Genomic DNA, 16,803 nt, shown 5'->3' on the forward strand with positions numbered 1-16,803 from the left:
TCCTGTATTTGTGGGTGTTAGAGCAGTTCTTCCGGGATGTCGATGGTGTCGCCGAGGCCGTAGGCCACCAGGCAGCGCATGGCGGCGATCAGTGGGGTGGGTCCGGTGAGACTGGTCCTCCTGCTCCAGTGGACGATCTGCCCCGAGTCTCTGTGGACCATGGCGTAGTACTTGCCGTGGTCCGGGGAGTCTGGTCGGTGGTACTTGCGGAAGATGATGTCGTGCTCGACCAGTAGAGGTCCCCCTTGTGCCCAGGTTGTCGATGGCTTCCATGACTCTGCGGACATGATCCGCCCGAACGGCGCCTTGGTCGGCTCTATGTGCCAGATTTTTCCGTGTTCTACGGAATCCTCTGGGTAGTTGACCCAGCCAATGGACTTGGCCACCGCCCAGTCGAGGGCCAGGCCCTCGAGGTTGGCTGTCTTCAGCTCAGCCATTTTTCCACCTCATCGTCGTATCGCGCCCAGAACTCCGCGAGGTCAGCGCCCTGCAACGGAGGAACCTCGATCTCTCCGGTGTGCGAGGGGTCATGCCGGCCGTCCCACAGGCGCGGGTCTGTGGCGACGTTTCTCAGGTAAGGTTCGAGGGCTTTGCTGGCCATTCCCAGCTGGTGGGTCATCACCCCTTTCGAGCCGGTCAGGTGCTCAATGTCCTCGTAGATGTCCTGCATCCGGGTATGCAGGATTCCGGTTGTCAGGTTCCGCAGTCGTTGGATTTCCATGGTTACTCCTCGCTCAACAGCTGGTTGACGGCATGGACCTTGCGGACCAACTCGCTGTACTCGTGCCCTGCCCTTGCTGCCTCGGTCTCCAGCAGGTTGATGAGCACGTCAGTGCTCACCTTCAATGGCGGCAACCCGCTGCCCTTGGAGGTGAGGTAGAGCTCTGCGTCCGGCTCTGCGCTACCCAGGTACATCTTCACGAGGTCGTGCCGGCTGCGAGCCGCCAGCATCTGGGTGTGCAGGTTCTCTGCGGTGAGCTTGGTCATGCCTCGTACCTCCGAAAGGTCAGTCGGTGGGCCAGCTCGCGGCCTTGGTCGTACCGCACGCTCAGGTCGTCGTCGTGCGGGTATGCCTTGGTGAACGACTGGCGGAACTCGGTCACGCCGGCCAGGAAGGCGCATAGGTGGTCTATGAGCCGCTGCATCAGTACTCCTCCGCCAGCATGATGGTGAGCACCCTGCACGTCTTGGCGGGGTCGCTGGGGTCCTCGGAGAGGTACTGCATCGACAGGTCGCAGTAGTCGACCTTCCAGAAGAAGGTCTCACCGTCGACGGTCACGGCGCCGAAGTCGTGCTCACCATGCGGGTCGTTGGCCTCGGTGAAGTCGCCGAACTCCCGGACGGCGGCGAGGACCTGCTCCTTGAACTGGTGCCGGCTGACGCCCTGGGTCATCACGATCTGGCCGCCCAGGCCGGTGGTGCGGAACTGGTCGTTGAGCTCGGCGATGCGCTGGGTGCGGTCAGCCATGGTCCACCTCGTTGGCGATCTCGTCCTCGGTGGCCAGGCGGAGCTCAGCCGGCAGGAACCAGTAGTCCCATCCGGCTCGCGTCTGAATCTGTATGCAGGTGTGGCCTACGCCTCGGAGGGTGACCATCGCGGCATCGTCGACGACCGTCACCACTTGCTTGCTATCAACCAGGTGCTCGATGACCGGGGTGGTGCCGAAGAAGTGGTCGCCGGGCCAGGTCGGGTTGCCGACCTTGAAGCCGGTGACGACGACTTTGTCGCCGTTTTTGAACTTGACGTCGCTCATCACGCGGCCCTCGGGTTGCGGATCTTGCGCTCGCGGATTTCCTCACGATCGACCTCGATGTGCTTCGGGGCGTCGACGAGCAGCTTGACCTGGCCGCCTTTGACGTGGGCGACGGTGACACGGACCTCGTCGGCGCCTTCGCCGATGATGATGGTCTGGCCGACATTTCTAGTGAGTACCAGTGACATTTGCTTATTCCTGTATTTGTGGGATTGGCGGCCAGTTGGCCGCCGGGCTTGGTGATCAGTTGGTCTTGCGGTAGCCGGCGTCCCAGAGCGCGGCCGGGCCGCCTTCCTCGTAGAGCCGTTCGATCTCGTCCAGCTCCTCCTCGGAGACTGCCGGCGGCAGCGGCTTGAAGCAGCCTGCTACTGCCTGCTCGACCTCCCGGCCGTTGTCCTTGCTGTCGAAGCAGAAGACGGCCACGGTGCCGCTGTCCTTGCACGGGGAGTAGTGGGCCAGGATCTCGACGACCTCGGAGCCGTCCGTGGACAGAAGCCTGTGCCACTCGGCGTCGGCGTTGTCGCAGGCATCCGGGACGAACAACACCTTGCTGCCCACCGGCGGCAGGCCGTGGCCGCTCCAGACGGGGCGGTGGTAGGCGGTGAAGCCGTCGCCGCCTTTCGACCAGTACAGGCCCAGTTGGTCTTGATAGCGGTCGCCGCTTTCGCGGTGCCAGGCGGACGGCTGGCTGCCGTTATCGTCTACGATCCAGATGTCATAGCCTTCCGGGGCGTCGGCCCATTGGATGTTGAGTTCGTTCACTGCTCGTTCTCCTATACGTTGATGATGTTGCGAACCCGCACCGACAAGGTGCGGGGTCCGATGCGCTTGGCCACGCCGTAGGCACTGACGTGCCCACAGCAGTCGTGTTCGCAGCGGCAGCCTCGGTCGAAGTAGTCGCCGGTGGCCCGCTCGAGCACCTGGGTGAAGGTGGGAATCCACTCGGCGCGGTCTGCCTTGGCCCAGGCTCGGTACACCTTGTAGGCCCGTTTGGCACGGGCCAGCTCGGCCGGCGACAGGGTGACGACGCAGCGGTCCAGCCAGCCGTCGCGGTCCTCGTCCACCTCGACCCGGCGCGGCGTGGTCATGCGGCCGTCGAACAGGTACAGGGTGTCGTTGAGGTGCCGCCAGCCGACGTGGTAGCTGTAGCGGAGGGTCAGTTCGACCTCGAGCTTATGCTTGGGCATGGCTCAGTCCTCCAAGGCGCGGGCGGCGCGCTGCTGGTCGACGACCTGCTGAGCTTCTGGGCGGGTCAGGAACAGCATCTTCCCGCCGCGGGAAAGCACTTCATCCACCGAGTGCCCTATCCAGTGGAGACCGATAGGGGAGTCCCGGTAGGTCTCCCCCTCGCCGGCTAGGCAGGTTGGTCCCACCTCGCGGATTACGATCTCGCCCAGCATCTCGACCACCTCGTAGACGGTGCCCTTCTTGAAGAACTCCTGCTGCTGGGTGAGGGTGCCGAGGATCAGGCGCGGCGCATTGTCTTTGCCTTCGTCACGGACGACGAGGCGAGCTATCAGGTTCATGGCTCAGAACTCCCCTTCTTGGTCCCAGTCTTCGATCATCAGCTGGTCGCGGTTGGCCAGCGCCTCCAGGTACTCACGGCCGCAGGCCCTCCAGGCGTCCTCGCTTACCATGTGGCCGTCCATGAAGCCCTGTGGGGCGGCGGCCACGCCTTCGCTGTATGCCCGGATGGCCTCGAGGATGTAGGCCTGCATCAGCGGGCCGGACTTGGCCCAGTTCATCAGGTGGTTGATGAGTTCTTCATTGGTGGCGCGGTGCTTGGCCATGTCAGGTCTCCAGTTGGAACTGCAGTAGCCGGCCGCGGAGGGCACCGGCGTCTTCCGGCAGGTGAAAGTCGACGGCATCAGCCGGCGGCAGGGGGTGAGCGGGGTGTAGTCGGCATCGGTGCCGGCAATGGCGTCCTGCACCTGCGCCTCAGACTCGGCGGTTACCCAGATGATCCTGTCGTCGGTCTCGTCGGTGCCGCCGTCGAAGCCGTAGGCGGTGATCTCCCAGTGCGAGATGCCGATCAGCTCGGCCAGGCGGTCCCTGACGTGCTGGGTCAGCTCTCTCCGCAGTCGTCCGTACTCGCCGGCCCAGCAGTCGGTCTCCCCATAGAACGCCACGGCCGCGGACTCGCCGTTGGCTCCAGGCACCGGGTAGCTCCAGTCGCCGCTGTACTTGGGCCAACTCTGGGCCATGTGACATACGAGGTTCCGGGCGCACTGCCCGGCCCACCTCCGGTACTCGTACTCCCGGGGCAGGCGGTTGACGACGCCCGTGTCCACGTTGAAGCACAGGCCGAACTTGCGGTCTGGGATGGGGCCTCCGGCCAGGAAACTGTCCAAGGTCTGGAGGACTGCCCGGGAGACCGTGCGGAGGTCGTCTGCCGGGAGGTGGGCGAAATAGGCGTCCAGGGCGCCGAGGTTCATTTCGTTCATCACAGGGGTCCTTTTTGCTTCACGACCTCGGTGCAAACCCGCTCGGCGCGTCGGCACAGGTCCAGGTCAAACCAGGCGAAGTGGCACTCGCTCTTGGGGATGTTCATGGCGTTTGCCAGCCACTGGTACGACCGCTTGCGCTCCTTGATGTGGAGCAGGCGGGTGGCCTTCACGAACGCCTCCTTGCTGCGCTTACGGGCGGCCCGGAGAGGGGCATCCGCCAAGGTTCCGAGCGGGATGTCGGTGTTGGGGTGAAGGCCGACGTAGGCCGCACAGCCGGTGCAGCGGTAGGCATAGGGCCACTCGCCGTACTCGGTGCCGTAGATCAGCTTGTTGTTGATCAGACGCACCGGGTTGCCGCAGCAGTGGCAGGTGGTCGGCACCGGCAGGGGGTCGGTCACCCTGGCCAGCGATTTGCGGCTGACATGGGGAAGGGGCGCCGGCGGCACCAGCTTTTCAAGGGAGAGGTGGCGAGGGTCGAGGGCCATGTCAGTCTCCTCTCGCCTGCTCGGCCAGCCGCCGGGCCACCTTCACTGGGTCCTTACCCCACTTGAACCTGTCGAGGGCCTTTCTGGCCATCTGGCGGGCCATGTCTTCGGCGAACGCCTTGAACACCTCCGGGTCGGGGGTCGGCCTTTGCTTCTCGAGCGCTTCCAGCTCTTGGGCGTGGCGCTCCTTCAGCTCGGCGACCTTGAGCTTGTGCTCGCCCTCGTCCATGGCGCCCTTGCAACAGCAGGCGTAGCCGGTCACGTTGTAGTCGCGGTCATCTTCGCCGATGTAGGTGCTGCGCGGCCGGCGAAGCCCGGCCTGGATTGGGTTCGCCCTGTTGCCGCAGTAGATGCAGGTGCAGTTGGGGTACACGGCGGTGGGCTCCAGGCCTTCAGCGGAGGTGTTCCAGCTGACGCAGTAACCGGTGCCGCCCTCGCCGTGCTTGGTGCCCACAAGGCTGCGGCTGAAGAACTTGTAGGAGCGCTCGTCGGCGTAGTCCGGGATGGCCATCACGCCACCTCCGCATCGGTGATCGGCTCGAACTTCCAGCCCTTGACCTCGACGGTCATGCCCATGTCCAGCCGGTGCCTGGCCTCGATGGCGGCGCGGGTCTGCGACTCAAAGGCGCAGCCGTAGATTCGGAGCAGCGTGTGGTGCATGCGGTCGTCGTTGAGCGGCACCACAGCGGAGGCGCCGGCTGGGTTGGTGATCAGGATGTCCATGTGCTTATCCTTCTATAGTTTTATGTGTTTATAGTTTCCCACAAATGTGGGTTTGCGGTCGATGCCTTGCGGGCATGAAAAACCCCGGACTTGCCGGGGTTCTGTTGGTGGGGCTGGGGGAGGGGGCGCTAGAGGTCGCCGCCCTCTACACCGCCGCGCTTGCGGTCCAGGTACTCCTTGTAGTACCGGACCCGGGTGTCGTCTTCCAGCACACTGTGCAGGCGGGCGATCTCGTCCCGCAGCTTGCCGTTCTCCACCTGCAGGTCGCCCATGCGGCCCTCGAAGGCAGAGGCGTTGCGGCCGGCGTTCTCGGCGCGGTGCTCAGCGTCTGCAAGGTGGGCGGCGAGGTCCTCGTTCTCAGCCGTCAGGCGATCGACCTCGGCGCGCAGGGCGTCTCGCTGGGAAGCTAGGGCGATATGCGAATGCAGGGCGTCTTGGTAGAACTCCTCTTTCACTCCTAGCGCATGTTCCAGCTCCAGGCACCGCTGTGTGAGGGCGTCTCGCTCGCTGCGTAGTGCGGCGATAGCGTCGCCGAGCTCGTGCAACCCGCTCATGCCGCACCTCCCAGCCTGCTCTCCCACTCCCAGAACACCTGACCCAGCGACCGGGCGCGGTTGATCCGGGCCAGCTTCTCGAGCACGTCCTGCTTGCCGGCCTGGGCATCCACCAGCTCCACCACCTGGCCGCGGATCTCCTTGGCACAGCGGGCGGCGTTCTGGTTCATGCTGGCGTTCTCCACCAGGGTGGCCAGCGCCTCCATGTCGGTGTGCGAGATGTAGCTGTAGCCGCGGCGCCGGGCATCACTCACAGCGTAGGCGGTGAGCGACGCCGGGCTGACGCCGGTCAGTACTGACAGGCCCAGCAGCAGGCCGGGCAGCAGGGTGCGGTTGTCGTGGAACTTCCAGAGGATCAGCCGCTCGATCACCTGTTCGGCGTCCGGCTCCGGGTCCTCGGGGTCGAACTCGTCGACGTGCCACTCCTCGCGGAGCAGGCGGTCCACCACGCCGGTGTAGTTCGCGCTGAAGTCGTCCTCCAGGTAGGCGCCCAGGCCGGCGAACACCTCGCGGCATTTCTCCTCGACCCACGGCCGGGCGTTGAGCAGGCGCTGGGCCTGGTCCTCCTCGAACAGCGTGCTCTTGAGGATGCCCACGGCGAAGGGGGACAGGCTGTCGTTGATGGTCTCGGCCACGTAGGTGGCGTGGGCGCTGAAGCCAGGGCGGCAGGGGAACTCGCGGCGCACCCGGGACAACAGGGGCAGGGCGTGGTCCTGCACGTCGCCGTAGTTCATCAGCCCGAAGATCCGGTCCAGGGGGTAGAACTTTGGCAGGACGGCGCCGGCCACCAGCTCGACCTCACGACGGGCTCGGGCGTAGTTGCCGCCCAGCAGGTCGATGCAGAGGCGAGGGGAAAGCGACCGCATGTCCGCCGGGAACATGCTGGTGGGGCGTAGGGCCTGCTCCTTGAGGTGGATCAGGAAGGGCTCGACCTCGACCGGCACAGCTCCGTCCTCCAGCACGTCGTCCCAGCTCCACAGGCAACGCCCAGCCCCCTTGGCGAACTGCGACATGGCAGCCGGTAAACCGGCCGCCATAGGGCGGTTGGCGATGTAGGACAGGCCGCTGGCCAGCGACCACGCCATGAACTGGCGGACCTCGGCGCGCTCCTCGACCGGGTAGCGGGCGGCGAGGAACTTGGGGGACGGGGTGAAGGTGTTGCGGCCGACCGGGCCGGCGGTGGACGGCTTGGGGATGGACTGGAACGGGCGGGTGGATGGCTTGGTCATGGTGGGCCTTGGTAGTCTGGAATTGTGTGTAGTGTACCACCTTGGCGGCCGTGGCCGCCGTGGGGTTTAGGGGATCAGTCGATGAACATGATCTCGCCGTCGTCCAGGTCCGGCGTCTCGTAGACCTTGATCAGGTACTCGACGAACTTGACCCGGTCAGACGCCTCGAAGCTGATGCCGTGGCCAGGCGCCACGGGGTCACGCAACTTGTCGAGCTCATCCCAGAACCTCATTTCGCGCCGGCACTCCTCGACAGTCAGCGGCAGGTAGTCGCCGTGCTTGGCGAAGGCCGTGTAGATGTCGTCGAAGGTGCGGTCCCCGTGGGGGTCGACAGGAAGGCGCTGGAGCAGGGTGCGGCACCACTCCTCTGCGCTGTGGTCGTTGAACTCTGCGATGAAGGCAATAACCTCCTCGTCGTCCGGCATCCGGAACATCTGCTCGTGCGGAGTCATGCCGGCATGTCCTCGTCGGAGTTGAGGGCGTCGGCCCAGCTGTCCCAGGTGATCAGCGGAGGCTTGTGCAGGTTCAGGGAGAGCTGGTGGGCCAGGAACGGGTCGTCAAGGGAAGCCCGGCGGTACCGCGGCAGCCCGCTGAGCATCTCCTCCTCACGGTGACGCCACTCCGGGGCAAAGTGCCCGATCTCGTCTCCGAACAACACGTCGATCAGGTTGTACACCTCGTCGACACGGACGAAGTAGTAGCGGGAGGCACACCAGGAGTTGCACGGGCCATCGCCGTTGCCGCCTGGGTCAGCGCCTTCCTTCACGAAGTGGTACTTGTCGGGGTGCGACCACTCCCGCTTGGAGAGGCGCTCCAGGCGCACCCTGCCGATCTCGCGGGCCTTCCGGTATTGCTCCTCCGTCGTGCCCTCGGCGTAGTAGCCAATGTCGTTGTGGCCCTCCAGCGGCTCCATGTGGTCGCTGTAGGCATCACCGTTGCGCCGGCGGTACATGCGGACGATGTCAGCCACGTTGTACCAGCGGTCGGCGACGACGTAGCCGCGGGTGACCAGCTCACCCATCACTTCGCACACGGCAACGTGGAACTCGTCGGACACCCACTGGGCGTAGGAGAGGGCCAGGGTCAGGTTGGCGAAGGTGCCGCCGTACCTGCCGCGCTTCGACTCCAGGACCGGGGTGCCGGGGTTACGCTCTTGAACGATCCGGGCGATGTTCTTGGTGCGCTCCAGTGCGGTCCAGTCGGCGGGCCGCTGGTGCCCGGCCTTGCCGGAGGCTTCGTGCAGGGCGTTGATTGACAGGCGGCCTTGCTCGTCCCGGGGGATCGTCGTGGTGACCCCGCTGAAGGTGATCTCAACCGAGGTGGGTTTACTCATTTTGGTAGGTTCCCTGTAGTTTGGGTGTTCGCCCACATTGCCGCAGATGTTGGTTTCTGTAAAGGGGGATTCTTTTTAAATAGCCACAGGCGGCGGCCGTATTTAATTGCCGGGAGGGGATGGTCCAGATTTGGACCATCTCGCAAACCCAGTAATTCCGGGGCTTCCGGAGGTATTACCCCTCCAGAGGGCCATTTGGCATTTTCGGCCATTTCCGCACCATGAAAATGGCTGGAGCCCTAGTGCCACGCGGGTTTGCGGGCTTTTTACCCTGCAAAAACAGGTCAATTCCCGCCCCAGGTCTGACTGCTGGCTACACCTATTTACAGACGACTTATACGTTTCACCGCCGCCACGGAACAGCCTGAAATCGGCCTCAAACCCGCATGGATACTGGGCTGGAGCGATTTTGACCGGAAGGGCAGCGAGTGCGGAAAAGTGGGTCGATTTTGTATAAACATATAAGGATTTCGACCGATTCCGCACCGACTTTCAGACAAAAAGGTTGATCGAAAAATGACCAATTTGTGCAAAAGTGTGTGCGGAATAGGTCATTTCCACCTTGGGGAAGGGGTGGAAATGGGCGATGTGACGACAAATGCGGTCAAGTGAAGAAAACATAACGATATAAACCACACTTTTTTGTGGAGTATTATGGTCGTCGGGAATTGTGTGTAGGGGGTTTGGCGTGCTACACGGCGAGGGGCTGGGTGTCGTTGCTTGTCGGCAGTTGTCGTAGGTGGGCGTCCTTTAATGTGTGTGAGGGTCTGGGTGGCACCTTCTGGAAGGGTGAAAGGGGCGGTCTGGGCGTGGTCCTGCGAGGTGGGTGAACAGGGCGGAGGCCGCGCAGGCTGTGGGTTTGGTAAATACAGGGGTGCTCGCCAAAGGGGCCGGCGTAATTGAAGGTCGCAGGGTGGTGGTGGGCCTGGGTTTGGGCGTGGTTGAGGGGTGCAGGGTGGGTCTGGGCCACGTTTTGAGCCTGTTGAGCAGAAAGTAGGTGCAGACTTGCCATCTGAATCTACGGAGGGGTATCGCCGATGCAGCGTCTCGACGAAAAAATTTGAAAATCCGTTCCCGACCCGTTGTTTTTTCTGGCACGTTTGCACCTCTTTTTCTACGACCTCTTTCTACACCCTTATATATATAAATAATTTCTTTCTTTAAATATATATATAATAGAGGCTGCCTATCGACAGCCATTACCACATTTTCACATCCGAGTCAAGCCTTCTTCTCCTCCCCATACGCTGCCACAGCCTGCTCATACCGCTGCAGACGCTCCCGCTCCGCCTTCACAGCTGCAGCCAGCTCGCTCGCCACCTTCCCGTCCTCGCCAAGCACCCCGACCCACACCGGCACGCTGTACCCGAGGACGCGGTGGACCATGACCTGCACCCGCTGCACGCCGAGCGCCTCCAGCCGCACCAGCAGCTCCTTCACGTCCTCGCCGTCCATGCGCAGCAGGTCAACCTCCACGTCCAGGCTGCGGACGTTGGCGAAGCCCTGCATGAACACCGCCTCAAGGCCCGGGGCGGCCTCCAGACGCTGCGCATCAAGCTGGGTGGCACTCACGCCTGCCTCGGTCATCACGACCCCGTCCTGGGCCTCCCAGAGCGCTGCGTCCTGGGCCAGGGCGGCGTCGATGCTGTCGGCCACCTCCTGCATGTAGGTGAGGTCGGCGTCGGTGATCACCTCCAGGCCGTCGAGCCAGGCCAGGGCGGCGTCGCGGGCCTCGGGGTAGCCGTGGCAGTAGACGCCGAGTTCGTACTCAGCTGCACGGCGGTCCATGGTGGTGAACAGGCCGGTGCCTACGATGGTGCCGGCGCTGTAAATCTGGAGCTGAGCCAGCCAGTGGTTGAGGTCGGGGCGGCTGAGGCCGGGCAGCTGGCGGTACAGGTCGTAGGCGCGGATGGTGGTAGTGGCCATGGTTGTGATCCTTTTTCTCGATGTGGAAAGCAACACGCCCTCAAATGAGGGCGTGTAGGTAAGCGGAAGGGACGCTGCGTCAAACGGCGGCGCGGTACTCCGGGTCGAATCCCAGGAGTTCCAGCTGCAGCGTCTGGGCGATCTGCAGCACCTCGATGCTGTCGTCCGGATCGGCGCTGAGCAAGCCGGCCAGGAACAGGCTGAGCGCGGCGATGTTGTAGCGGTTGCCGGTGAGCACGTCGGCCAGCTCCAACACCCCGGACTTGCGCTGGGTGATGCGGAACCGACCCCACCAGCCGGACGGGGTGTCGTACTCGTCGTCGCAGGCCATGACCTGATCGTCGCTGCCATACGGCACGGCGAGGTAGGCGGTGCCCTCGTCCTGGGCCAGGCTGCAGGCGCTGGCGACCTCCTGCCACCACTGGGGCAGGGCGTTGAGGAGGGTGGCGGGGACCGGGATGTTGTGGCCACCGATGCGGATGGCGACGTCGTGGGGTTGGGCCATTTTGCTATTCCTTCTGTGGATGCTGCGGTCTCTGCGGACCTTGGTTGTGGGCGGACTTGCCCATGGCCACCTTGAGTGATGGCCACCTCACTGCACGGACAACTGTGGGATTGTCGCCACAATTGTGGTATTATTCAAATATTCAAATGAGGGTCAGGAGGCGAGGCGCAGGGCTTCGCCCAGGGCGCGGGCCACGGCCTCGGTGTCGACCTTGTCTGGACCACTGCCCAGGTCGTTGAGCAGGGCGTTGACCTGACGCGGCCGGTGGGCCAGGCGGGCCACGGTCTCCCGCTCGCCGAGCAGGGTGGCATTGCTGATCGCGGCGCCAAGGGCCTCCGGGTTCTGGACGTAGTCCAGGAGCTTGAGGCGGCGGAGTTTGATCACCGCATTGCTGCGGTACGGGCGGAACCCATGCTGATCGGCGCAGAGGTTGCCGACCTTGGACAGCGCGGCGCCGACAAAGTCAGCCGCGACGTGGAGGTGAAGGGTCTCGCCGGTCACAGCGCTGGTGACGCTGGCGAAGTAGATGTTCGGGAGGGGTAGGTCGATGTCGTGCATGGCTGCGATCCTTTGGAATTGTGGGGATTGCTGTAAATGTTGGCTCACTCCTTGAGCGGAGCCAGAAAATCCTCGACGGCCTGTCGATCGGCCAGGTCGTGGATGGGGGTGTCACCCACTGCCGACGGCAGCGGATGGGAATAGGCGACCTCACAACGGGCGTCGTGCCCTCGCAGGACCAGGGCCTCGGCCTTGCCTGCGCAGCTGTGTAGGTCCTGGGCCTCGGGCTGCCGCCAGACGTGGGGCAGGCTGACCTCGCAGTGGTCGGAGGAGGGGAGGCATACGGTCAGGATGACCGCGGCGATCAGGTTGGACATGGTGCGGTATCCTTGCGCTGTTGGCGGCTAAACTCGGTGAAATTTCGTGAAAACTGCACAAAATTACCGGAAATGCCGGTAATTTTGGGGAATTTTCTCAGTGGTTTGGCGGGACGCTGGCCGTTTCCTTGACGCTGAAGCAGGGCGAAATGCGGACCACGCGCGCGCGAAAAGAAAAAGGCCGGAGTCCTGGTGGACTCCGGCCTTGCTGTTGGTCAGGCTGCTTCGCCTTTGAGGGTCACACCGTCGTCGGCGCGCTGCTGGGCCGGGAGAAAGGCGCTGGCAATATCGGCACGGGCGGTCTCCTCCTTGGCCAGTGCTACGGCTCCGGCTTTGGTCAGTTCAACGCGCAGGGCTTCGAGCTGTTCCAGTGCCTTCACGAAATCGGCGGCGGTGCCGACCATGCCGGCGGCCTCGCTGATGGCCTTGATCGACTTTTCCAGACCTTTGGTGACGGTTTCGACTTTGATCCCTTGGGCGTCGTCGGCCACTTTCTTGGGCTTGGTGAACTCGCGGAACTCGGCGAAGGTCAGGGCGAAGTCCACAGCAGACGGATTGACCCCGTTTTCGTCACGCTGCGCAGTGACTTTGATAGCCGGGGCGCCGAGCGAATCGACAGCGCGGGGATCGACGAAAACGCGGGCGGCTGCTTTGCGCTCGGTTTTGTTTTCCCCTTTGAACTGCACAAAGGCGAAAGCCTGCACTTTGGAGTCGAAGCGGACAAACTGGCCAGCGTGGGCCAGCACATAGTCCACAACTTGACGGCCAAGGGCGGACAGCTTGCCGGTGGACAGAGTGAGGGCGCTGTTTTTGACCATGTTATTCAGGACGTCCAGCCCGTCGTGGAAGACAGCGCAAACGGCGCCGTAGTTCGCCCAGCTGCCGAAAACGTTATTCATGTTTTCGGCAGATTTGTTCCAGCCGCGGACGGTATCGGCGGACACAACTTGGCCACGGATGGTAGCGGTTACTTTTGCCATGATGCTAGATCCTTCTGATGGTTTACTTTTGAGTAATGCAAACTAGGGCTAGTTTGCATTCCGAAAAGTAAACGGTATCGGACGCTGTGGAAGTGTGTCAGTGCACTGGCCGTTGTTTGCGTGTTCGCTTGTTTGTCAATCTCGCCACGGCTTTGACTGGCCGAACAAGTTACTAGGGCAAACTAGGGCTAGGACATGAATCAGTGACTTCTTGAGCCCACTATTCATCCGATACCGCGCTTATTTTTAAAGTGCATTAACATGTGGGAACGCTTGCCGATAAGGCATAAATCCGTTCGGTTTCCCGTCAAGGCCGCGCCCATCCGGTACAACGAAACCACACCACTGTCCAAGTTTCTTCAGGCAAGCCGAGCCCGTTCCAAATCCTTGCGAATTTAGATGGTCTTGGTCCCCTTCCCCGGCGTTCCGTATACCCACGAAAGCCCCCGTCAGCTCCCCTAGTGCCGCGCATGTTGCACAGGTGCGCGCTGTATCTGCTGATTCTGCTTTCCCCTATCGTCCCCAGTAAGGCGCCGTGGCGCCTCAGTCCATTGGGGTAGGTTGAGCGGGGGCCAGTGCTAGAACGCCCCGGCCAGTAGTGCCCCACATTGTTAAAGAGCGTGGCAAGGGCAAGGCCCAAGCCAAGGGGGCAGGCTAGGCCCTTCCCCTACCGAGGACGCTTTCGTCTCCCCAGTGGCGCCCATTCTACAGACTTAAAAAGACGGGTCAATACCCCGGATGCACTTTTTTCACACTTTTTTGCACCCATAGATCGCCTACCACCTCGGCCAAAATTTTTCCGGTTTTCAGGGCATTTATACTCTTATATATACACAATCAAGCCATAAATAGCCCACCAAGCCCTCCGCTACCCCACGCCATCGCCCCAGAACTCCCTTTACACCACCCACTTCCGCCCATACACTCCGCACATCCACACTTCCACACGCGCCCAGTCAGTCCTCCAGCCCCTCGGCCAACCCAAGACAGACGCCAAGGCCGTACCAAGGAACCAGAAAATGATCGCCACCAAGAAAGACCTGACCAACCGGCTACGCACCAAGATCGACGCCTCGCACAAGACCGCTACCGACATCGTCGACGCCGTCCTGGACTCGATCGCCGAGCTGACCTACGAGCAGGGTAAGCTGACCATCCGCGGTTTCGGCCGTTTCGAGGCCCGCCGCCGCGCCCCGCGCAAGGTCTCCACCGGCCTCGCCGCGGGCTCCCCGCCCGTCGAAGTCCCGGCCAAGGTCGCCCTGTGCTTCACCGCCGGCCGCGAGCACGTCCGTACCGCCGACTGATAGCACCACAGAGCACTGTTGTAAGCCGCCCTCCGGGGCGGTCCCCACTTCCAGGACCTACCGATGACCCAGCGCAGACAAGTCACCCCCGGCAACCTCCCGCCCATGCAGCACTACATCCCGCCGGTGGACGATGAGCGCCTGGGTGGCATGAGCGATTCTGTTCGGGAGGTGATCGGCGCGCTGAAGCAAGACCTGCTGCCGCTCGACGTGCAGATGCAGATCGTCAACTCGATGTCGCCTGCAGCCCGGCGGGAGATGGTGGCCAAGATCGCTGGCCTGGAGGCGTCGGTGCTGATGACTTTCCGCCAGCAGATCACCCTGGTCGACACCGTGCTGCGCCGCATCGTGAACGACGACGGCACCGTGACGCCCTCGGCCGAGGACTACGACATCCCGCTGAAGGACGCCTTGAACCTGTCCCTGAAGGTGACCCAGGTGATGGTGCGGGATCTGCCGAAAATCTACTCGCTGGACCGCATCCAGAGGCAGGAGGAGGCTTTGCGCCGGGTGATGGAGACCCACCTGAGCAGGGACCAGCAGGAAGCCCTACTGCTCGAGCTAGAGCGCATCGAGCATGGCGTCGAGTAGACGTTTTAACAAAACCGTCACACCTAGTCGGGTCAAAAACCCGTCGATAGAATCGGCTGCCCCAAGTCGGGGCGTTTCTCCATGAGAAGGACTATCAATTGAAATACCGTGTGCTTGGGGTGCCTGTGCAGTTCTCTGAGGATGGAACCTGGGAGGTTTGTATTGACAATGCGGCAGTGAAGCAGGCTGGACGCCTTTTCCTGGTCGCAACCCTGAATCTGATCCAGGCGACGGAGCGACTTACCGGACTGCAGCTACCCGTGCGTATGGTTCAGATTGAGCACGGCTGCACGCCCAACATTCAGATCCGTGTAGCCCAGTAAGGAGCTGCTGTGTCCGCTTCCGCATCAAGCCGCCTCCGAATGCAGCTCAACCGCGAGGAGGGCCTGCGGGAGCTGGACAAGACGGTGACCAAGTACGGCTTCGTCTCCGGCAGGCCGTACTCCTTCAAGGACCACGAGTACCAGATCGACATCATCAGGGACACCCGATCCAGGATCAGCGTGCGTAAGTGCTCGCAGGTCGGCCTGTCCGAGCTGATGGTCCAGAAGATCCTGGCCATGTGCGCGACCATGAAGCACACCCGGATCATCTTCACCCTGCCGACCCGCGACATGGCCATGGCCTTCTCGAAGGACCGCTTCGACGGCGCCATTGACCAGTCCGAGTTCTACTCCGGCCTGATGGAGAAGGCGTCCAACAGTGCCTCCCAGAAGAAGATCGGTACCTGCACCCTCTACATCACCGGCAGTTTCGGCGCGAACTCCGCCATTTCCGTACCGGCAGAAGTGGTCATCTCGGACGAGGAGGACTTCTCCAACGAGGTGATCCTCGGCAAGCTCAACTCCCGACTCCGCCACGCCAGCCTGGTCGACGAGATGGGCAACCGCGGGATGAGGATGCGATTCAGCACCCCGACCGTGGAGGACTACGGCGTCGACGCCGGCTTCCAGATGGGCCACCAGGCCTACTACATGGTCCGGTGCGACGGCTGCGAGACCTTCGTGCTCCCCGATTTCTTCCAGGACTTCGTCGTCCCTGGACTTGACCGCGGCATTATCGAGTTGTCCAGGGACGACCTGCGCAACCCGTTCTTGAAGTTCCAGGAGGCGTGGATCAAGTGCCCCTGCTGCGGCAAGGACCTGAAGAACAGCCTGCTCGACCCGTCCCGCCGGCAGTGGGTGGCCAAGAAACCTGACATCTGGGACCACAGCTACCAGGTCTACCCGTGGGACGTGCCGAAGTACAACACGGCGCCGGCCATCATCAAGCAGCTTGGCGACTACCCGCTCAAGAGCGACTTCTACAACTTCGTGGTGGGCCTGCCCTACAGCGATGCCGAGAACACCTTCATCGTCACCGAGGAGATGCGCCTGCGCATGTCCATCGTGGAGATGTGGCGCTACCAGAACACACTGATCGGCAGCCAGACCGTTGCCGGGATGGACGTGGGCAAGATTTGCCACTTCGTCGTGCTGGCCAGGCGCGGCAAGCGCTGGGACCTGGTATGGGCCGAGAAGATCCGCAACACCAAGGAAGATCCGGCGACCCCGCAGGTGCTGGCACGCTTCGACTACTACCGCATCCAGAAGCTGTGCATCGACGCCGGCCCGGACATCACCCTGGTCAACAACCTGGTGTCGGCCCGGGAGCAGATCAGTGCGGTGGTCTACGTGCGCAGCGTCTCGAGCCTGCTGCCGATCGAGATGAAGCAGGACGGGGACGTGGTCAACGCCGACCGTACCAAGACGCTGAGCCTGACGCTGAACAAGCACAACTCCGGCGAGATTGGCTATCCGCGCGACGAGCAGGTGACCCGTGAGATATTCGACCACCTGAAGACGACCAAGAAGATCCGCGAGCGCAACGCTGACGGCAACATGACCGAGCGGTTCGTGAAGACCTCCGACACCGACCACTGGGTACATGCTCTCAACTACGCGATGATCGCCGGCATGTGCGTCGAGGACCTGGGCCTGGAGGAGATCGTGTCCGCGGCGCCGGCGGTGGGCAAGGTCCGGGTGGGCTCGAAGTCCGAGTCGGCCAAGAAAGGCGAAAAAGTTCGGTACGGGTGGTAATAAATAAGCAAAGCGGTAT

26 protein-coding genes are annotated in these 16,803 nt (G+C 62.8%); 3 read left to right on the forward strand and 23 right to left on the reverse strand.

Annotation, left to right across the window (positions count from 1 at the left end; translation table 11 throughout):
- Positions 1-17: 17 nt before the first annotated feature.
- The 23 genes from RA210_RS09235 to RA210_RS09345 form a co-directional block, all read right to left on the reverse strand.
- Positions 18-437 carry a phage protein NinX family protein gene (locus tag RA210_RS09235; protein WP_201486206.1) on the reverse strand — a complete coding sequence of 140 codons (420 nt, stop codon included), beginning with the start codon at positions 435-437 and terminating at the stop codon, positions 18-20.
- Entirely contained in the window at positions 425-721 is a 297-nt protein-coding gene (locus tag RA210_RS09240; protein ID WP_201486207.1) for a DUF7736 domain-containing protein, read from the reverse strand. The genes RA210_RS09235 and RA210_RS09240 overlap by 13 nt, the downstream gene beginning before the upstream one ends.
- Positions 722-723: 2 nt before the next feature.
- Positions 724-987 carry a hypothetical protein gene (locus tag RA210_RS09245; protein WP_201486208.1) on the reverse strand — a complete coding sequence of 88 codons (264 nt, stop codon included), beginning with the start codon at positions 985-987 and terminating at the stop codon, positions 724-726.
- Positions 984-1,145 carry a hypothetical protein gene (locus RA210_RS09250; RefSeq protein WP_201486209.1) on the reverse strand — a complete coding sequence of 54 codons (162 nt, stop codon included), beginning with the start codon at positions 1,143-1,145 and terminating at the stop codon, positions 984-986. Before RA210_RS09250 ends, RA210_RS09245 begins: the two co-directional genes overlap by 4 nt.
- Positions 1,145-1,468: a DUF3768 domain-containing protein gene (locus tag RA210_RS09255; protein ID WP_201486210.1), complete on the reverse strand. Its 324-nt coding sequence runs from the start codon at positions 1,466-1,468 to the stop codon at positions 1,145-1,147. Before RA210_RS09255 ends, RA210_RS09250 begins: the two co-directional genes overlap by 1 nt.
- Positions 1,461-1,754 (reverse strand): hypothetical protein, encoded by a 294-nt coding sequence (locus RA210_RS09260; RefSeq protein ID WP_201486211.1) that lies wholly within the window; start codon positions 1,752-1,754, stop codon positions 1,461-1,463. The genes RA210_RS09255 and RA210_RS09260 overlap by 8 nt, the downstream gene beginning before the upstream one ends.
- The gene (locus tag RA210_RS09265) at positions 1,754-1,942 is read right to left on the reverse strand and encodes a carbon storage regulator (RefSeq protein WP_201486212.1); all 189 of its coding nucleotides are present in this window, start codon (positions 1,940-1,942) and stop codon (positions 1,754-1,756) included. The genes RA210_RS09260 and RA210_RS09265 overlap by 1 nt, the downstream gene beginning before the upstream one ends.
- Before the next feature lie 55 nt (positions 1,943-1,997).
- Positions 1,998-2,516: a hypothetical protein gene (locus RA210_RS09270; protein WP_201486213.1), complete on the reverse strand. Its 519-nt coding sequence runs from the start codon at positions 2,514-2,516 to the stop codon at positions 1,998-2,000.
- 11 nt (positions 2,517-2,527) lie between these two features.
- Positions 2,528-2,941 (reverse strand): hypothetical protein, encoded by a 414-nt coding sequence (locus RA210_RS09275; protein ID WP_201486214.1) that lies wholly within the window; start codon positions 2,939-2,941, stop codon positions 2,528-2,530.
- A gap of 3 nt (positions 2,942-2,944) precedes the next feature.
- On the reverse strand, positions 2,945-3,280 hold the full coding sequence (locus tag RA210_RS09280; protein ID WP_201486215.1) for a hypothetical protein: 336 nt from the start codon (positions 3,278-3,280) through the stop codon (positions 2,945-2,947).
- A gap of 3 nt (positions 3,281-3,283) precedes the next feature.
- Positions 3,284-3,958 (reverse strand): hypothetical protein, encoded by a 675-nt coding sequence (locus RA210_RS09285; RefSeq protein WP_201486216.1) that lies wholly within the window; start codon positions 3,956-3,958, stop codon positions 3,284-3,286.
- 239 nt (positions 3,959-4,197) lie between these two features.
- Complete coding sequence (locus tag RA210_RS09290) at positions 4,198-4,686, reverse strand: zinc-finger-containing protein (RefSeq protein WP_201486217.1); 489 nt, start codon at positions 4,684-4,686, stop codon at positions 4,198-4,200.
- A 1-nt stretch (position 4,687) separates the two neighbouring features.
- Positions 4,688-5,197, reverse strand: coding sequence for a hypothetical protein (locus RA210_RS09295; protein ID WP_201486218.1), 510 nt, complete (start codon positions 5,195-5,197; stop codon positions 4,688-4,690).
- Positions 5,197-5,409, reverse strand: a complete 213-nt coding sequence (locus RA210_RS09300; protein WP_201486219.1) for a hypothetical protein — start codon at positions 5,407-5,409, stop codon at positions 5,197-5,199. The genes RA210_RS09295 and RA210_RS09300 overlap by 1 nt, the downstream gene beginning before the upstream one ends.
- Before the next feature lie 128 nt (positions 5,410-5,537).
- Complete coding sequence (locus RA210_RS09305; RefSeq protein ID WP_201486220.1) at positions 5,538-5,963, reverse strand: hypothetical protein; 426 nt, start codon at positions 5,961-5,963, stop codon at positions 5,538-5,540.
- Positions 5,960-7,192, reverse strand: a complete 1,233-nt coding sequence (locus RA210_RS09310; RefSeq protein ID WP_201486221.1) for a hypothetical protein — start codon at positions 7,190-7,192, stop codon at positions 5,960-5,962. The genes RA210_RS09305 and RA210_RS09310 overlap by 4 nt, the downstream gene beginning before the upstream one ends.
- A gap of 74 nt (positions 7,193-7,266) precedes the next feature.
- Positions 7,267-7,644 (reverse strand): hypothetical protein, encoded by a 378-nt coding sequence (locus RA210_RS09315; RefSeq protein ID WP_201486222.1) that lies wholly within the window; start codon positions 7,642-7,644, stop codon positions 7,267-7,269.
- On the reverse strand, positions 7,641-8,525 hold the full coding sequence (locus RA210_RS09320) for a KilA-N domain-containing protein (protein WP_201486223.1): 885 nt from the start codon (positions 8,523-8,525) through the stop codon (positions 7,641-7,643). Before RA210_RS09320 ends, RA210_RS09315 begins: the two co-directional genes overlap by 4 nt.
- Before the next feature lie 1,221 nt (positions 8,526-9,746).
- Positions 9,747-10,451, reverse strand: coding sequence for a hypothetical protein (locus RA210_RS09325; protein WP_201486224.1), 705 nt, complete (start codon positions 10,449-10,451; stop codon positions 9,747-9,749).
- A 79-nt stretch (positions 10,452-10,530) separates the two neighbouring features.
- Entirely contained in the window at positions 10,531-10,956 is a 426-nt protein-coding gene (locus RA210_RS09330) for a hypothetical protein (RefSeq protein ID WP_201486225.1), read from the reverse strand.
- Between the two features lie 153 nt (positions 10,957-11,109).
- Entirely contained in the window at positions 11,110-11,514 is a 405-nt protein-coding gene (locus RA210_RS09335) for a hypothetical protein (RefSeq protein ID WP_201486226.1), read from the reverse strand.
- A 44-nt stretch (positions 11,515-11,558) separates the two neighbouring features.
- Positions 11,559-11,831: a hypothetical protein gene (locus RA210_RS09340; RefSeq protein ID WP_201486227.1), complete on the reverse strand. Its 273-nt coding sequence runs from the start codon at positions 11,829-11,831 to the stop codon at positions 11,559-11,561.
- 215 nt (positions 11,832-12,046) lie between these two features.
- The gene (locus RA210_RS09345; RefSeq protein WP_201486228.1) at positions 12,047-12,811 is read right to left on the reverse strand and encodes a hypothetical protein; all 765 of its coding nucleotides are present in this window, start codon (positions 12,809-12,811) and stop codon (positions 12,047-12,049) included.
- 1,019 nt (positions 12,812-13,830) lie between these two features.
- Between RA210_RS09345 and RA210_RS09350 the strand changes: the two genes are divergently transcribed.
- From RA210_RS09350 to RA210_RS09360, 3 genes are all read left to right on the forward strand, one after another.
- On the forward strand, positions 13,831-14,115 hold the full coding sequence (locus RA210_RS09350; RefSeq protein WP_201486229.1) for an HU family DNA-binding protein: 285 nt from the start codon (positions 13,831-13,833) through the stop codon (positions 14,113-14,115).
- A 63-nt stretch (positions 14,116-14,178) separates the two neighbouring features.
- The gene (locus tag RA210_RS09355; RefSeq protein ID WP_201486230.1) at positions 14,179-14,706 is read left to right on the forward strand and encodes a hypothetical protein; all 528 of its coding nucleotides are present in this window, start codon (positions 14,179-14,181) and stop codon (positions 14,704-14,706) included.
- Between the two features lie 362 nt (positions 14,707-15,068).
- Entirely contained in the window at positions 15,069-16,784 is a 1,716-nt protein-coding gene (locus RA210_RS09360) for a phage terminase large subunit family protein (protein ID WP_201486231.1), read from the forward strand.
- Positions 16,785-16,803: the final 19 nt, after the last annotated feature.

The organism is Pseudomonas sp. OF001, from assembly GCF_904426495.1.
GTDB lineage: Bacteria > Pseudomonadota > Gammaproteobacteria > Pseudomonadales > Pseudomonadaceae > Geopseudomonas.

Coding starts and splice junctions, on each gene's coding strand:
- RA210_RS09235 (WP_201486206.1), bottom strand. CDS start 437: ATGGCTGAGCTGAAGACAGCCAACCTCGAGGGCCTGGCCCTCGACTGG.
- RA210_RS09240 (WP_201486207.1), bottom strand. CDS start 721: ATGGAAATCCAACGACTGCGGAACCTGACAACCGGAATCCTGCATACC.
- RA210_RS09245 (WP_201486208.1), bottom strand. CDS start 987: ATGACCAAGCTCACCGCAGAGAACCTGCACACCCAGATGCTGGCGGCT.
- RA210_RS09250 (WP_201486209.1), bottom strand. CDS start 1,145: ATGCAGCGGCTCATAGACCACCTATGCGCCTTCCTGGCCGGCGTGACC.
- RA210_RS09255 (WP_201486210.1), bottom strand. CDS start 1,468: ATGGCTGACCGCACCCAGCGCATCGCCGAGCTCAACGACCAGTTCCGC.
- RA210_RS09260 (WP_201486211.1), bottom strand. CDS start 1,754: ATGAGCGACGTCAAGTTCAAAAACGGCGACAAAGTCGTCGTCACCGGC.
- RA210_RS09265 (WP_201486212.1), bottom strand. CDS start 1,942: ATGTCACTGGTACTCACTAGAAATGTCGGCCAGACCATCATCATCGGC.
- RA210_RS09275 (WP_201486214.1), bottom strand. CDS start 2,941: ATGCCCAAGCATAAGCTCGAGGTCGAACTGACCCTCCGCTACAGCTAC.
- RA210_RS09280 (WP_201486215.1), bottom strand. CDS start 3,280: ATGAACCTGATAGCTCGCCTCGTCGTCCGTGACGAAGGCAAAGACAAT.
- RA210_RS09285 (WP_201486216.1), bottom strand. CDS start 3,958: ATGGCCCAGAGTTGGCCCAAGTACAGCGGCGACTGGAGCTACCCGGTG.
- RA210_RS09290 (WP_201486217.1), bottom strand. CDS start 4,686: ATGGCCCTCGACCCTCGCCACCTCTCCCTTGAAAAGCTGGTGCCGCCG.
- RA210_RS09295 (WP_201486218.1), bottom strand. CDS start 5,197: ATGGCCATCCCGGACTACGCCGACGAGCGCTCCTACAAGTTCTTCAGC.
- RA210_RS09300 (WP_201486219.1), bottom strand. CDS start 5,409: ATGGACATCCTGATCACCAACCCAGCCGGCGCCTCCGCTGTGGTGCCG.
- RA210_RS09305 (WP_201486220.1), bottom strand. CDS start 5,963: ATGAGCGGGTTGCACGAGCTCGGCGACGCTATCGCCGCACTACGCAGC.
- RA210_RS09310 (WP_201486221.1), bottom strand. CDS start 7,192: ATGACCAAGCCATCCACCCGCCCGTTCCAGTCCATCCCCAAGCCGTCC.
- RA210_RS09315 (WP_201486222.1), bottom strand. CDS start 7,644: ATGACTCCGCACGAGCAGATGTTCCGGATGCCGGACGACGAGGAGGTT.
- RA210_RS09320 (WP_201486223.1), bottom strand. CDS start 8,525: ATGAGTAAACCCACCTCGGTTGAGATCACCTTCAGCGGGGTCACCACG.
- RA210_RS09325 (WP_201486224.1), bottom strand. CDS start 10,451: ATGGCCACTACCACCATCCGCGCCTACGACCTGTACCGCCAGCTGCCC.
- RA210_RS09330 (WP_201486225.1), bottom strand. CDS start 10,956: ATGGCCCAACCCCACGACGTCGCCATCCGCATCGGTGGCCACAACATC.
- RA210_RS09335 (WP_201486226.1), bottom strand. CDS start 11,514: ATGCACGACATCGACCTACCCCTCCCGAACATCTACTTCGCCAGCGTC.
- RA210_RS09340 (WP_201486227.1), bottom strand. CDS start 11,831: ATGTCCAACCTGATCGCCGCGGTCATCCTGACCGTATGCCTCCCCTCC.
- RA210_RS09345 (WP_201486228.1), bottom strand. CDS start 12,811: ATGGCAAAAGTAACCGCTACCATCCGTGGCCAAGTTGTGTCCGCCGAT.
- RA210_RS09350 (WP_201486229.1), top strand. CDS start 13,831: ATGATCGCCACCAAGAAAGACCTGACCAACCGGCTACGCACCAAGATC.
- RA210_RS09355 (WP_201486230.1), top strand. CDS start 14,179: ATGACCCAGCGCAGACAAGTCACCCCCGGCAACCTCCCGCCCATGCAG.
- RA210_RS09360 (WP_201486231.1), top strand. CDS start 15,069: ATGCAGCTCAACCGCGAGGAGGGCCTGCGGGAGCTGGACAAGACGGTG.